This is a genomic window from Peribacillus sp. V2I11 (genome assembly GCF_030817135.1).
Classification (GTDB): Bacteria; Bacillota; Bacilli; order Bacillales; family DSM-1321; genus Peribacillus; species Peribacillus simplex.
The window spans coordinates 4,835,456-4,851,275 of record NZ_JAUSYW010000001.1 but is presented as its reverse complement, the minus strand read 5'-3'; the positions used below and the strand labels follow the sequence as shown (position 1 = coordinate 4,851,275).

Sequence of the window (15,820 nt, the reverse complement as noted above, 5' to 3'; positions counted from 1 at the left end):
TTAAGTTTTAACCTAATGGCCTAATTTCAATGAGGTGAATGGCATTTAACGTCAAAGTGGATTGTAATAAGAGCTCCGAGTCAATGTTTTCCTCATAGATTTGCAAATCTGGATAGGCTCGCTGCTTGAGATACGTAATGATCTCTTGATCATAGATATACTGTTGATTGAGATTGAGCCAATTAAAGTAAAATGCACCGTTATTTCTATCGAGAATGTATTTCCGAATTTGATAAGTACCAGAAGGCAACCCTGAAATCATGATTTTCTTTTCCTTTGTTAGAGAGCTCAAAAAGAAACTTTCGACAGAATAAGTGGGATTAACATAGGAATTGTTATAAATAGCCAATTGGTAGCCTTGTTTCCCCTTCGTCAGTACAAAGTCCTCACCTTCAGCTAAAATCTCCAGTCCTATTTTTGCAATTAATTGCATGTTAAAAAACGCTGGACGCTTTATTTGATAATAATAAAGCAGGGCAATTCCATTCATTGCAATATTTTCATTATCCATATTACTTTTTTCTAATGAATGGGTATCAATCCAAAATCCCAAACCGGAAATCTCTTTTATAACATCAAGCATGTCTTTAAAAATGAGGGCTGATCGAAAAAAAGTTCCACTTAAATTAACTGTATTACCGTAAAGTGTATTCCAGTTAGTCAGGTAAATTGGTGTGCCAGCCAAGCCAGCTGACGAAAGGTTTGCTTTTAATTCAATACACGATTTCTTTATATAATCTTTTACTCCCTTAAAGGAACTGTTATCCATATCGGTAAAGTCAACTTGTTCATTTGGATTGCAGCTAAAGCACACCAGGTCAAATTGATCGATTTGCTTTAAAAATTCATTAACAGGGACTGATAATCCTTTTTCTAAGGAAAATGGCACATGAACCCCGACTTTTGCAGTGGAAGCCCTCTTTTTCACAGTTTGAAAGTATTGTTGATAAAAAGTCCGGGCTGTTTGATCCCACTCTGAGAAAACCAATTCATATTGCCATTTCCCGACAAAGGCATCGCCAAAATAACTGACAGCGTGCTGTAAAAATTCATCTAACATCTTTATATAATCAGGGCAGCTTACGACTTCCTTTTCAATCTCCACACTAATGAATGGAATTAAACCCAGCCTTTGAAACTCGTTAAATAACGCATCGATCTTATAATACGGCCCTCCTATTTGCAAAAGAGGGTCGATTGTCGTAAATGTGGGGGAAAATAGGTTTGTGAAATAGACATATTCAAAATGGAGCTGCTCCTGAATAAGCTTTAATTCTGCTTGGACCTCTTCATTTAAGGCATATTCCAGCTGGCCAATCACCAGTAATCGCTGGGCTTTATCCCGAACAAGAACAGGTTCTTGCGGCAGGTTGATATGTACCGCCGAAACTCCCGATTCTTTCACCGTAACATTTTGGTCCTTTTGGGAAATATACTTACTCATTTCAATTAAAAAGTGCGGCGAATTCACCAAGGTATATTGTTCGCTTATATTATTTACTTCCTGGAAAGGTTCTTTTTTATGAAGACCTCGATATTCGGCAGGTGTTTGATTGTACATTTCCTTAAAAGCCTTGTTAAAAGCTTTCACATTTGGAAAACCATTATTTAACGAGACTTTCATAATGTTATGATCGGTATATAACAGCTCATGAACAGCTGATTTCAAACGGATTTGTTTTACATATTGTGAAAAACTAACACCAACAGCCTGCTTGAAATAACGGGACAAATAGTATAGGGATAAATATTGCCGTTTGGCAATCTCTTCAAAAGACATCTGTTTGCGATAATTTTTTTCAATAAAAGTAAGGATGTCCCTAATTCTTTCATCCTTCATTTCAATAAATCGATCCTGCCCGAGATGTGTGGTTTTGAAATTCCGGATAAGGAGTGTAACTAATTTGTATATCAGGCTGTTGATTTCAAGTTCACTTCCATCCTGCTCTTGGTAATGTGCGATAAAAATTTCAGCCAAGAGTTGACGGATTTGATCAAAAAGAAGATATAACCCACTATCTTCCTTGGATGAATGGCAGTCGAAATAACATACATGAATATCCGGATAAAGCTGCTCGATGGAACCAAGGGGAATTTGCAGCAATAGAACTACATTGTCCTCATGCCCCTTTACGGTATGGACATCATTAGCATTAATAAGCAGAAGATCATTTTCCCCCAAATGCCAGGAATCTTGATTGACCATAACCTCAATTTCTCCCCGGATTACGAAAAGAATTTCAATTCCTAAATGGATATGCTGTGAGTGATGGCGAATATTTTGCAAACTGATTTGGTAAGAATCTTCTATTACTGGTTCAGACATGAACATTCACCTTTTTTACTGGGATTTTACCACTGCCCATCAAGCTTTAGCAAATCATTATCAAACGCTATTTTTATTAATATGATGGTAAGGATGGTTTTCTAATATTAGTAAGAAAACGCTTATTGAAGTTAAGCAGTCAGCACAATAAGGGAGGAGCCATAATACAGTCACCAAATAAAAAGCTCCTGTTTAGTTAAAATATGATTTGAATTTTTCATAACCAGTGTTTAGGATATTGTCTTGTTTGAAATAAATTATTATAAATCATCGATATAAAAACTAATAATAAGGTACCTATTACAATCGAAGTCAGGAATCCCCAACCAGCTTGAGAATTGATCGAAACAAGGGCACTAGCTGCTGCGGGAGGGTGAACGGTTTTTGTAAAAGTCATTATAATTAATACAATAGCTAATACTAGACCGATAATGAATAGGCTTTTACCAAAGATGCTCCAAATGATAAGGGCTGTTGTTGTAGAGATTATATGTCCTCCAATAACATTACGGGGTTGTGACAAGAGACTTTTATGCGCACCAAAAACAATGACACAGCTCGCCCCAAGAGGAGCTAATGCCATAGGATATCCTAAATAGACAGCTATAAAACTAATAATGATAATAGCAATGAGCCCACCTATAGCTGAAACAAAGGAATCCATATAATCAATTCTGTCTTTTTCTCTAGCTTCGCCCTTCATTTTCTTTAAATATGCTGTTAAACCTACGTTTTGTTGATTACTCCAACTTTTTTCAAGACTTTTTTCGAATTCCATAATTCATGTTTTCCTCACATTTTCTAAGTAAGCCGACAAGTCGACAGGGTTTTTATATATTGTTATCTTACAGGAAAACAATGAATTTTTAAATATATATCTGAATTTTCATTTTTTGTTTCCCATAAAACAGTTAACACTCCCCCCTTATGTCTGTGAACTTTGTGAGTGTTCATAATACATGATTATTTCACTAAGGCTTTACTGTTAAAAGAGAGTATAGATTAGTATCAAATGAAACATCATTTTGGTACATATAATTTCTCAATATCCCTTCTTTTTTGAAACCTAAATTTGTCAACAACTTATTGGATGCTTTATTTTCAATAAAAACAATTGCTCCAATACGAGTTAAGCCAAGCTCTTTAAAACCATAAGAAATCACCTTACTGACAGCCTCTGTAGCATAACCGTTACCCCAATAATTTGGGAAAAGTGCATAGCTCAGTTCTGCTCTCTTATGTTCATGAGACCATTCTTGAAATCCAATTGTTCCAATAATGCCATCCTTCCCTTTCAATGCTATTCCCCATTTAATTCCATGTTTTTCATCGAAATTCTTTGAAAAATTCCTAATGATCTGCTTCACCTGATCTGTATTCGTTAATGGAGTTTGCCCATAATATCGTAAAACATCTGGATTGGAAAAACATTTTAATATATCTAATGCATCACCTTCAACCAATTCTCTCAAGACCAACCGTTTAGTTTCTAAACTAGGAAACATTTCTCCACTCCCTTTGCTAAAACTGAATCTATTTCGTTCAAGAGGCGCACATCAATTGCACCCGTAGGTACAACCCTGCCTTGACATATATCAGACTTCCATTTTAAAAAAAGGTCAGCCAGTATAATAAACCGGCTAACCTTATAATTAAGAAAACACCCATTAGCTTAAAAGAGCTTGATTATCATCTTGTTTCATTTATTAGGATTTGCTATTATGTTCCATGGTCATTACGACATTTCCCTTCTTGTGTCCTTTCTCTACATATCTATGGGCTTGAACTATTTCTTCAAACGCATAATATCTGTCAATGACCACTTTTAACTCCCCCGCTTCAGCAAGTTCTTTGAGGAAGTTTAGAGCTTCGGGGGTTTCAGGTGAATTTTGACTCAATATCAGCTTCTTGCTGGTTGTCAATTTAGTCCATAACATTCGAACGCCGGGTACCGGTACGGTGACATTTAGGTAGGTTCCGTCATTCTTCAGCAATTTCATACAAGCTGAAAACAGACTCTTGTTTACCGCTTCAAAGATAACATCATAGGTCTCACCATCTCTGGAAAAATCCTCTGAAGTGTAATCAATGACCTTATCGGCTCCAAGAGATTTTACCAATTCCACATTCGCGGTACTGCAAACCCCTGTAACTTTTGCTCCGAAATACTTGGCAATTTGTACTGCATAACTTCCTACACTTCCTGAAGCACCATAGACAAGAACCTTTTGACCACTCTGAATGTTAGCTTTTCTAAGATAAAACAATGCTGTACGTGCCCCAATTGGAATGGCTGCGGCTTCCTCAAAAGATAAATTATCAGGTTTAATGGAAACTGGCCCGTCTTCAGGCAAGCACTTATACTCGGCATAAGCACCATACCCCACTTGGGAAGCTGCAAAAACCTGGTCACCTGCTTTAAACAGCTTGACATCTTTGCCTACTGACTCAACTTCCCCAGATAACTCCAAGCCCAATATGGATTTCTTGGGACGTCGTAATCCCATTATTATCCGGGCAGGCAGCCAAACAGGGAGGGGAACTGTAAAGCTCCGTGACCGAATATCCCCCATTGTTACCGTTGTCGCTTTCACTTTTACCAGTATTTCATTTTCCTTAGGAGCAGGCTTTTCTACCTCTTTCAGTTGAAGAACGTCGGGGGGACCGTACCTTGTGTACACAATTGCTTTCATTAATCCTCCTCCAATTCATTAAATTCACTTAATATCTACGAATCTTCAATAACCGTTCTTGAACTATCCTGCTCCGTCAGTTTAGTAAAGAATAACCCAAATAACAAATCATGACAATTCAAACTGAAAAAGATGTTAACTGGAATTCTTGAATGTTATGTTATGCTCTGCACTTTCATTGCATTATTTCGGATCCTATCCAAAAAGCGACCATCTTTTGAATAATCTCTTTAAACGCGTTTACATTAGCTTACTCGCCTTCATTTATATTCATGCCTCTAATAAAAACCTCAGCCACCTTAGGACGCCTTAACTCAAGTAGCGGGATAAGTCCCTTCCTGAGCATTTCCTTAACTTTGGTCCCGCTTAATATTAATGTATCTTCACCTTTATGTATGGGGACATGTTTCATCGAAGCCTTGTTCAAAAATTTTTTGCAGTAAAAGCTAAGTTCAAAAAATAAAGGTTTTTTTTTGCCTATTTTCAGCGGATCTAACTGGCTAAAGATTTCTTCAGCATCATATGCCATAATAATCGCCTACACCCACAGGTTATCGGCCGACAAATATTTTAATGAATCAAATGATGCTTGAAGTTTTCCTCCCATTTATATTTTCCCCTTCAATTCCTGTTATTAGAAGAAAAAATCCATTCGTATCGAATGGATTTTAATCAATCGTTTGCACCCTGATGCTTTACAATAGAATTTAATGCCCCCTTGTACTTGCTATCATCAATATACAACACTGCTCCAAGCTGTCTAAACTTTAACCTATCAATATATAAGCCTCTCTGTCTATGAAGCACTTATATGATATCAGCATATAATATTAGTCTGAATAGCTATATCCGCTTATCAAATTACATAAAGTTCATCATGCTTTTCTTTGTCTACCCCAACACGATTAGGGAAAATGCACTTTCATGATTTAGATTCAATAAAAGCAGCAGCTCCCGCGACAGCAAAGACCAATATGATTGGAAAAGCAGAAGGAAAATAATAATAAGTAAGTACAGTAATGAGGGAACACCAAAACCCTACACACCAATAACAACTTAAAAGCGAACCTATGAAATGACGAAGTCCTGATCCTTTTATTTCAATGACTTCCTCCAGTTGTCCAGCGGCATTTTCTTGGATGGTGGCAGTCAAGAAAGGTTTTCTGATGAATGAAGTGATTTCGTCAAATACAATTAAATGAGTTAAACGGAAGGTAGCCAATATTAAAATAAAAAAATCAAGCCATTCAATAGCCAACACCTATTCACCTCCTAATCTTTCTTTTAATATTTTATGATTTGAAAATTGATTATATAAATATACATATATAAATTCATAAAATATTATTAGCCCATTTTCTAAGAAAAATGTACCCATAAAAAGATATCCCCATAGTATGTTAATGTGTTCAAAACCTGATACTGAAGGGAAAGATGTTTGATGAAAAAAAGGAACGTCAAATCTATTCAGGGCCGACAAGTGGTACCGAACCCCATCGGACCTGAATGTATTCGTGTTACAAAAGTATATGACTGGGTTGTTCTAACAAATCGTGATCGCAATAAAGTTCAAATACCTGAGGAATGCTTTGCAGCAATTGAAGATGCACGTCATGATGGTAACACCATAACAGCTACTTGTTCGGAAGTAGTTGGTACACGAAGCTGTGATTTTATCGGAGCCATTCCAGCTAACATTCCTACTGTTCCAGGAGCCCAAATTGTTTCCCTTGCCTTCCATGTCCATATCCGCGTTCAATTCTTTTGCAATGGAGAACCACTCCCAGGGTGTAATTTCGTAGTACCTGTTAGTTTCATGGATGAGGTAATCCTATGTTTCCCAGAGGGAACGGAAATCAACTGTAATGTTTTCGATGTTCAATGCACAGTTGTTTTAAATCAAATGCTTGGTGATATGGTGGTACTTGATGTGACCATGTGTAAAGATGTTCAAGTTGAGGCTGAGGTTAAGCTAGAGGTCGAGGCTAAGTTCTGTGGACCACGTCCTATCATTCCAATTCAAGAAGAAGGGGTCGTGTGCCCAACACCAAGATTCCCTCAACAATGCCCTACCTTCTTCCCGACATTGAACTGCGACTGCCAAGGTGCAGCTGACTTTAGTGGCGAAGCATCCATCATTGTATTTGAAGACGGTCTAGGCGGTCCTACAACAGGAAACTTAGATTTGACTGCACTAGTTTGTGACCAATGTACCCTTTCTGGTAGCAGGATTCAAGTTACCTTCATCGATACATTAGGACCTACTCCAATTGGAACCCCAGATTCTGATCTAGACCAAAGCTTCACGTTTACAGCTACTGACTTTATCCAGCCTACATGTGCTACAGATCCTGCTACTGGATTAGTAACTGGGCTTACTGTAACTGGCACAGGTGTTATAACTCCAGCCGGAGGTGTACCAGAAAACGCGACATTCACACTAACGCTAGCTGATATTGATCCTTTAGGAGATACTGCTACACTTGGAATAACTGGCGCAACTACAAGCGTTACTATTGCTCTGACAGCTGTAGCTAACCCTGGATTGGAGGTTGAAGTAGGCGATTGCGATCGTTTTCCTGTATAATACTAAAAACCCGAGGGATGTTAATCTCTCGGTTTTTTATTTTGTAAAGAAACTTGGAAAGTCTAACACCATTATTTATTTCAACACTTAGTAAATGTATCCCACATTTTAGGCCACCCATTTATTAATTATTAGGTTACATAAAGATTCATGTTTTCATATTTATAGAGCATACCTATAAAAGGAGAGAAAAAAATGGCATCTGATAAGCTAAGGCGTAAAGTAAGAAGAAAATTAGGAATGTCCAACCTGCAACCCGCTCAACAACAACAACAACAACAAAGCACTCCCTCTACCCTCCAGGTTCGGCCAGTACGAGCAAAAGGTTGCTGTGGAAAAAACAGATGATCTATGTTTAACATCCGGTACTTTTTACATCACCAATAATGTTAGGCAAAAAATGATTACTCATTGCAAAAGAGAACTTCCTTATGAAGCCTGTGGACTGCTTTCAGGGGAAAATGGGATCGCAGAAACAATTTGGCCAATGGAAAATGTCAATAGGAGCTCCTATTCCTACTCGATGGATTTAGATCAAATTCGTCATGTATTTGAACTTATCGATAGGAGGAATGAAGATTTGATTGGCATCTACCATTCCCATCCAACAGATAGTGCTTATCCGTCAGAAGGAGATATTACCTTAAATAACTACCCAGAGGTAGGCCACCTTATTATTTCGTTTGCAAACTCGACCCCTGAATTAAAATGTTTCCAACTAACAGGAAAAAAAGTCTTTCCGATACCTTTAAAATTCGTAAACTGAATTTAGTGCAAATAAGATACTCGCACCTCTTCCTTATGAATCCAAGGTTGAATCTGCGAGTATTTTATATCCTTTATTTCTACAATGATTATATTTTCCTTTTTAGGAAAACTGATCATTCCACTTTTTTACAAGGTCAGAATGTTTGTATTCTTTTCCATCAAGTATCATATCAAGGGCATGCCCGAAATCAATGGCAACCTTCTGGGTCAATCTTGCAATTCTCGGAGCTAAAATGGTTGCCGGAATCCGGCGGAAATTAACGCTATTTCCCATTCCTTATTAGACTGTAGCACATTTTGTACTCCACTTAATTCCGCATATCCATTTAAATCTATACTGCCAGTAATTTGCACGCCTTGTTCTTTAAAAACGGTTTCTGCTTCTTTTGAACGGCGTCCAACAAGAAATACCTTCTTATTACTCAGCCATGGCCATAATGTCCCCTCGTCTAAGAGGCTCTGCATGATCCAAGCACAACAAGCTCTCGATGGCATGAACTTCAGTTGTTTAAGGACATTTCGAGTTTGTTTTGCCCAAGGTTCCAGTCTCCATGGAGCTATCAAACCAGCAATGTCTGTATCCCGCAATGACCTGACCAATTCCCTCCTCATTATCTCTGGTGAATTGGATACTCCCGCATAAGATTCATACCGTTTAAACTCCTGAACTAATAATCCATTGGCTGGCCAGCTTAAATAGCTTATTTCACCTATTCCAAAACGGGCAAGAGAAAAGCCTTTATTCTGTTTTATCGCTTGGTCCAATAATTTTATCACTCTCATATTATCTAATAAGTATTTCTCAAAGTGATAATTCCCTTCAACCACCCCACTTCCACCCCCAACATGCTATGCCATTAAACCTTTTACCTTATAGTTTCTTCGTTAATAATAAGGAAATTTGATTACTTGAACTGATTTCCAGGTCTTGTTCTTTAAAAAACACAAAAGCTTCTACACGAATATTGCTGTTTTCTTCAGGTTGAAGGACGCTTATTTGTAAGTTAGTTAAAGATTCTGTTTGCCTAGGGTTTATATTTTTAGATTGAATTGGACATATCCAGGTTTCTCCCTTCTCCATTTCTTCAAACCATTCATCATTCATATATTTCCACCCTTTTGTTTCTTCATTTTTCATTACCCCCAACGTTTCGGCAACATTCGGCGGCAATATTTGCCCAGATATTTTTATACTTTCTGAAGGGGTGGAACGCAGACAGATAACTGGATTCCGCAAAACTTCCGTACCTATATTTTTAATATGAACATTTCCAATAAGCTTGATTTTGTTACGTTCTTTATGTTCTTCAATAAAAATATGATAATCTAAAAACACTTCTGCTTCTTTTCTTTTAGGAATGGTTGGTTTCTTCACTAAAAACTTTTTCTTTTCTGGTAACCTTTTTTCTTTTTGCATGGCAGGCTCTAAATTCAACCCAGTATTTTCAGAATGAACAAACATGTTTGAGAAAATTTCAATTGGAACTAATGACAAAACAGATAAAGGCGAACTTTCGTGAAATCTAGCTAATATTCCTATTGTTATGGACATCGCATATTTTTCACCAAGTTTTTCCCAAAAATCTTCATCCGTCATAACAGGATACATAATCTGTATGTTAATAAAAGGGTTATTTGCGCCTCTAACTACCTCATTAGATTTAAATTTTGTTCCAGTTCTTGTACATTCATAATGAAAAATATCCAATAACTTTTTATTAGTTGATTTTGAATTATGAATTAATTCAAGAATGGGCTCTTTTATTACTGGAATTTCAAAGAGTGAAAAGTATACATGAAAATCAGCACTATCCGATTCCTCCTTTTCATCTATAAGTATCACCTTTGCCCCACATGCAGAAAGGAATGTTTGAATATACTCCAACACCTTCCTTTCCAGAAGGTGCTTTCTAAAGGTGTTATGTTTAACATCATAATCGGAAGAAATGACAATTCTTTTACCATGCAATGCAGAACATAATTGCACTTTCTGATTTTCAGTATCTGGCTGCACATCAAAACCCAACTCCCTAAAAAGATAAGTAAATGCCGGGAGAGACTCATAGGGAATGGTTCCTGCCCCCTTATCTCCAACTTCTACTCTAAAATCCATTTATGTATCCCCCTTTATGTTAATCCTTTACAGATTTGATTTTCAAAAGGATAAATTAATACCGTGCGGCTTGTTACATCACAAACCCAATATCACCCAATATTAATGATATGTAAGAGTAATGAAGAAATGATAAAGAATAAACATAGCAGTCTCTAAATGCTTGTGAAAGTTGGTATATACAATATAAAAAGGAAATGTAGTACCTCCATCCATGTAATTCTTAAATTTTGTGAGGGAATTAAAAAGATAATAAATATATTCACCGATTTGAAATACGGTACATATAACTATTATGGAATCATTTATAAAGGGATCAGTGTTTGATTAAAACCCGTCACATGAATATTGAAAAATTGAAATTAAAGATTTACGGTCAAGATGATAATTTTATGAGGAGGAGGAATTTACTTTTGTCTACGATGCCCCTGCAATGATTTGGGTGTCGCTGTGTTCCTTATCACCAAGCAACACCAACACTCTCACGAACGAGTGCTACAACTAAAGTTACCACACCCATAAAAAATCTTGATAAACATCTCCGCATAGGAACTTCTTGGTCATTTACAGTAGCTGAATCTCATCCTGTCTAATTGATTCCATATTGGTAATGACGGGAGATTGCAGCCTGTTCACACGTGATCAAAAATAAGGAGTGGTTATTTTTGTATACAGATGATGAAATGCAAAAAAGCAAATTGAATAAAATAACTCCAGTTCAACTTCAGCAAATGATCATTCACCTTAGATCTGAACTTTCCCTATACAAATCAAAAGTTAATGAATACGAAGTGGATTATAGTAAAAAGAAAATAAGAAAATTAATAAAACACAATGAAGAAATGATAAATGAACAAAGAACATATCAAGAACTAATCAATCGGAAGGAACATGAAAGGAAGAGTGCAGAAACCAAGGTTCAGAAATTAGAAGAAGAAATAAAGAAATATAAGACCGAACTACAGTACGCTAAAGAAACCAAAACAAACGACGAAAAGAACAAAAATGACATAAAAACTCTTGGGGATAAGAATAAAATATTACAAAGGGAAATTGCTTCTCTCCAAAAGAAAGTTCAAGATTACGAGTCCGCTCAAAAACAACATGTATATGATGAGGAATTTAAAAAGTTCGGCCATGAAGGTTTTAAACAAATGGCGGATGGGCTTTCAGAGGTGAAATCACTTCTTGCTCCAGTAAATACAAAAATAACTAATTTAGATGTACAAAGCATTAATTTAGAGATTGAGAAATTAGTTGAAAAAGTTATGTTTTATTTTCAAGAGCAAAATATTTTCAAAAAAGAAATTCAAGAGTTAAAAGGAACCATTAATTCTCTCAACGAAAAAGAAATGAATTATAAAAATGAAATGAATCATCTTACTAAAACCATTGATCTTTTATACGATCAAGAAAAGCAATATAAAGTGGAGATTAATGATTTAGAAAAAACTCTTTCTGATAAGGAAGAGCTTCATAAACAGGATATTATAAAATTTAAACATGAAATTGAAAATTACATTTCGAAGATCGGCCACCTATCGGAACTGGAAAGTCAATATAAAGTGGAGCTTGAAAGTTTAGAAAAGGCCATGATCGATCTTTCCGAAAAGGAAGAGCAGCAGAAACAAGTTATCGAAAACTTTAAACATGAAATTGAAAATTACACTCAAATGATCCACCACCTATCCGAACAGGAAAGTCAATATAAAGTGAACATTGAGAATTTAGAACAGATGATTTTAGATTTAAAGGAAAAAGAGAACTACCAGCAACAAGAAATCGATCAGTTAAATCAAACGATTAGCGTTGTATCTGAACAAGAAAATAAATATAAAATGGAGATTGAAAATTTAGAGAAAGCCATGATCGAACTTTCTGAAAAGGAAGAGCAGCAGAAACAAGTTATCGAAAACTTTAAACATGAAATTGAAAATTACACTCAAATGATCGACCACCTATCCGAACAGGAAAGTCAATATAAAGTGGAGATTGACAAATTTAAAGAAAGCCATGATCGTACTTTCCGACAAGGAAGAGCAGCAGAAACAAGTTATCGAAAACTTTAAACATGAAATTGAAAATTACACTCAAATGATCGACCACCTATCCGAACAGGAAAGTCAATATAAAGTGAACATTGAGAATTTAGAACAGATGATTTTAGATTTAAAGGAAAAAGAGAACTACCAGCAACAAGAAATCGATCAGTTAAATCAAACGATTAGCGTTGTATCTGAACAAGAAAATAAATATAAAATGGAGATTGAAAATTTAGAGAAAGCCATGATCGAACTTTCTGAAAAGGAAGAGCAGCAGAAACAAGATATTAAAAACTTTAAACATGAAATTGAAAATTACATTTCAAAGATCGGCACCCTATCCGAACAGGAAAGTCAATATAAAGTGGAGATTGAAAGTTTAGAAAAGGCCATGATCGATCTTTCCGAAAAGGAAGAGCAGCAGAAACAAGTTATCGAAAACTTTAAACATGAAATTGAAAATTATACTCAAATGATCGGCACCCTATCCGAACAGGAAAGTCAATATAAGATGGACATTGCAAATTTAGAACAGATGATAACCGATTTAAAGGAAAAAGAGAACTACCATCAGCAAGAAATCGATCAGTTAAATCAATCGATTAACGTTGTATCTGAACAAGATAATAAATATAAAGCGAAGATTGTAAGTTTAGAAAAAGCCATGATTGAACTTTCCGAAAAGGAAAATCATCATAAACAAGTTATCGAAAACTTTAAACATGAAATTGAAAATTATACTCAAACGATCGATCACCTATCCGAACAGGAAAGTCAATATAAAGTGAACATTAAGAATTTGGATCAGATGATTACCGATCTCAAGGAAAAAGAGAACTACCAGCAACAAGAAATCGATCAGTTAAATCAAACGATTATCGCTGTATCTGAGCAAGAAAATAAATATAAAGTGGAGATTGAAAGTTTAGAAAAAGCCATGATCGAACTTTCTGAAAAGGAAGAGCAGCAGAAACAAGTTATCGAAAACTTTAAACATGAAATTGAAAATTATACTCAAATGATCGGCACCCTATCTGAACAGGAAAGTCAATATAAGTTGGACATTGCAAATTTAAAACAGATGATTATAGATTTAAAGGAAAAAGAAAACCACCATCAAAAAGAAATCGATCAGTTAAATCAAACGATTAGCGTTGTATCTGAACAAGATAATAAATATATAGCGGAGATTGAAAATTTAGAGAATGCTATGATTGAACTTTCCAAAAAGGAAAATCATCATAAACAAGTTATCGAAAACTTTAAACATGAAATTGAAAATTATACTCAAACGATCGCCCACCTATCCGAACAGGAAAGTCAATATAAAGTGAACATTAAGAATTTGGAACAGATGATTACCGACCTAAAGGAAAAAGAGAACTACCATCAACAAGAAATCGATCATTTAAATCAAACGATTAGCGCTGTATCTGAACAAGAAAATAAATATAAAGTGGAGATTGAAAGTTTAGAAAAAGCCATGATCGAACTTTCCGAAAAGGAAGAGCAGCAGAAACAAGTTATCGAAAACTTTAAACATGAAATTGAAAATTATACTCAAATGATCGGCACCCTATCGGAACTGGAAAGTCAATATAAGGTGGACATTGTAAATTTAGAACAGATGGTTATAGATTTAAAGGAAAAAGAGAACCACCATCAGAAAGAAATCGATCAGCTAAATCAAACGATTAGCGCTGTATCTGAACAAGAAAATAAATATAAAGCTGAGATTGGAAGTTTAGAAAAAGCTTTGATTGAAATTTCCGAAAAGGAAAATCAACATCAACTAGAAATCGATCATTTAAATCAATCGATTGCTCTTGTTTCGGAGCAAGAAAATATATATAAAGCTGAGATTGAAAACTTAAAGCAAATGATTATTAATTTTAAGGAAAATGAAAATCAACATCAACTAGAAATCAATCAGTTAAATCACACGATTGCTCTTGTTTCGGAGCAAGAAAATCACTATAAAGTGGAGATTGATAATTTAGAACAGACGATTAACAATCTAAAGGAAAATGAAAATCAACGTCAACAAGAAATCAATCATTTAAATCACATGATTGCTCTTGTTTCAGAGCAAGAAAATAAATATAAAGTGGAGATTGATAATTTAGAACAGACGATTAACAATCTAAAGGAAAATGAAAATCAACGTCAACAAGAAATCAATCATTTAAATCAAACGATTGCTCTTGTTTCGGAGCAAGAAAATCACTATAAAGCTGAGATTGAAAACCTAGAGCAAATGATTATTAATTTTAAGGAAAATGAAGTTAACCATCAACAGGAAATCAATCATTTAAATCAATCGATTGCTCTTGTTTCGGAGCAAGAAAATAAATATAAAGCCGAGATTGATAACCTAGAGCAAATGATTATCAATTTAAAGGAAAATGAAAGTCAACATCAACAGGAAATCGATCAGTTAAAGCAAACGATTGCTCTTGTTTCAAAGCAAGAAAATAAATATAAAGTGGAGATTGATAATTTAGAACAGACGATTAACAATCTAAAGGAAAATGAAAATCAACATCAACAGGAAATTAAGAACTTAACTGAATCCATATCAGATTTAACAGATAAAGAAATTAATTATATACAAAAAATAGAAACCATAAATAAAACGGTAAATGATCAAAAAGAAAAAGAAATACATTATAAAGAAGAACTAGCAAAATATATTATAGAACGAGAAAAAAATCATTTGCAACCAACAGGAAAAATGGAAAAAGCTTTTAATAATAATGTCAAACAACAGCAAGTTGGGAATTCTCGTGTAAATATGGGGAATTTCAATTCGCCAAATAACAAAGAAGTAATTAAACAACCAAATGCGTTTCGATTCTCGAATGAAACAATGCAACAAAAAACTACAACCAACAATTTCAATAAGCAAACATCACATTATCAAACACTCATTCCCCAAAATAAACCGAGTTACACAGAAATTGATAGACCACAACAAAATTATCATTCCAGGATAATGTCATCGTATCTGAAAAAAGAATACCCAGATACTAAATTTAATAACTCTAATACAGATTCATTAGATATTTTTTATAAAAAACACCCTTTATATAATTTACATTCAGGAGCCCAAAAAACAGCAATAGATCCCTTTAAGAATTTTAGAAAGCATTAATAATAACCTTTATTTATTGTAAATGTACTCTCTCTTTAACTCAATAAACAACAAACAGAAACTTAACTACTTTTTTAAACCGAAGATCAAGGATTGTGATAAGCCACCTCTTAACATCAATTTCACAGTCCTTGATA

The 15,820-nt window shown here is 35.0% G+C and carries 11 protein-coding genes and 1 pseudogene; 4 read left to right on the top strand and 8 right to left on the bottom strand.

From position 1 onward, the window contains the following. Positions 1-7 precede the first annotated feature (7 nt). The 6 genes from QFZ73_RS23730 to QFZ73_RS23705 form a co-directional block, all read right to left on the bottom strand. A complete protein-coding gene (locus QFZ73_RS23730) occupies positions 8-2,326 on the bottom strand; it encodes a helix-turn-helix domain-containing protein (protein WP_307271419.1) in 2,319 nt (772 codons plus the stop codon). A gap of 217 nt (positions 2,327-2,543) precedes the next feature. After that, the gene (locus tag QFZ73_RS23725; RefSeq protein WP_251433875.1) at positions 2,544-3,104 is read right to left on the bottom strand and encodes an HPP family protein; all 561 of its coding nucleotides are present in this window, start codon (positions 3,102-3,104) and stop codon (positions 2,544-2,546) included. Positions 3,105-3,297: 193 nt separating this feature from the next. After that, positions 3,298-3,831 (bottom strand): GNAT family N-acetyltransferase, encoded by a 534-nt coding sequence (locus QFZ73_RS23720; protein WP_251433878.1) that lies wholly within the window; start codon positions 3,829-3,831, stop codon positions 3,298-3,300. A 201-nt stretch (positions 3,832-4,032) separates the two neighbouring features. Continuing rightward, positions 4,033-5,019, bottom strand: a complete 987-nt coding sequence (locus QFZ73_RS23715) for an NAD(P)-dependent alcohol dehydrogenase (RefSeq protein WP_307271414.1) — start codon at positions 5,017-5,019, stop codon at positions 4,033-4,035. A 250-nt stretch (positions 5,020-5,269) separates the two neighbouring features. Next, the gene (locus tag QFZ73_RS23710; RefSeq protein ID WP_307271412.1) at positions 5,270-5,548 is read right to left on the bottom strand and encodes a hypothetical protein; all 279 of its coding nucleotides are present in this window, start codon (positions 5,546-5,548) and stop codon (positions 5,270-5,272) included. Positions 5,549-5,941: 393 nt separating this feature from the next. Continuing rightward, on the bottom strand, positions 5,942-6,280 hold the full coding sequence (locus QFZ73_RS23705; protein WP_307271410.1) for a DUF1360 domain-containing protein: 339 nt from the start codon (positions 6,278-6,280) through the stop codon (positions 5,942-5,944). A gap of 180 nt (positions 6,281-6,460) precedes the next feature. Here QFZ73_RS23705 and QFZ73_RS23700 point away from each other — a divergent pair, with 180 nt between their 5' ends. Together QFZ73_RS23700 and QFZ73_RS23695 are read left to right on the top strand one after the other, a co-directional pair. Then, a complete protein-coding gene (locus tag QFZ73_RS23700; protein WP_307271408.1) occupies positions 6,461-7,606 on the top strand; it encodes a BMQ_0737 family morphogenetic spore coat protein in 1,146 nt (381 codons plus the stop codon). 331 nt (positions 7,607-7,937) lie between these two features. Next, on the top strand, positions 7,938-8,372 hold the full coding sequence (locus QFZ73_RS23695; RefSeq protein WP_307271405.1) for a M67 family metallopeptidase: 435 nt from the start codon (positions 7,938-7,940) through the stop codon (positions 8,370-8,372). Between the two features lie 102 nt (positions 8,373-8,474). Here the strand turns inward: QFZ73_RS23695 and QFZ73_RS23690 are convergent. Together QFZ73_RS23690 and QFZ73_RS23685 are read right to left on the bottom strand one after the other, a co-directional pair. Further along, positions 8,475-9,157: pseudogene (locus tag QFZ73_RS23690) on the bottom strand (GT-D fold domain-containing protein). Between the two features lie 88 nt (positions 9,158-9,245). Then, positions 9,246-10,487, bottom strand: a complete 1,242-nt coding sequence (locus QFZ73_RS23685) for a hypothetical protein (protein WP_307271399.1) — start codon at positions 10,485-10,487, stop codon at positions 9,246-9,248. Between the two features lie 665 nt (positions 10,488-11,152). Here QFZ73_RS23685 and QFZ73_RS23680 point away from each other — a divergent pair. Continuing rightward, positions 11,153-12,556: a hypothetical protein gene (locus tag QFZ73_RS23680; protein ID WP_307271396.1), complete on the top strand. Its 1,404-nt coding sequence runs from the start codon at positions 11,153-11,155 to the stop codon at positions 12,554-12,556. Then, entirely contained in the window at positions 12,480-15,683 is a 3,204-nt protein-coding gene (locus QFZ73_RS23675; RefSeq protein ID WP_307271393.1) for a coiled-coil domain-containing protein, read from the top strand. Before QFZ73_RS23680 ends, QFZ73_RS23675 begins: the two co-directional genes overlap by 77 nt. The last annotated feature ends 137 nt before the right edge of the window (positions 15,684-15,820 follow it).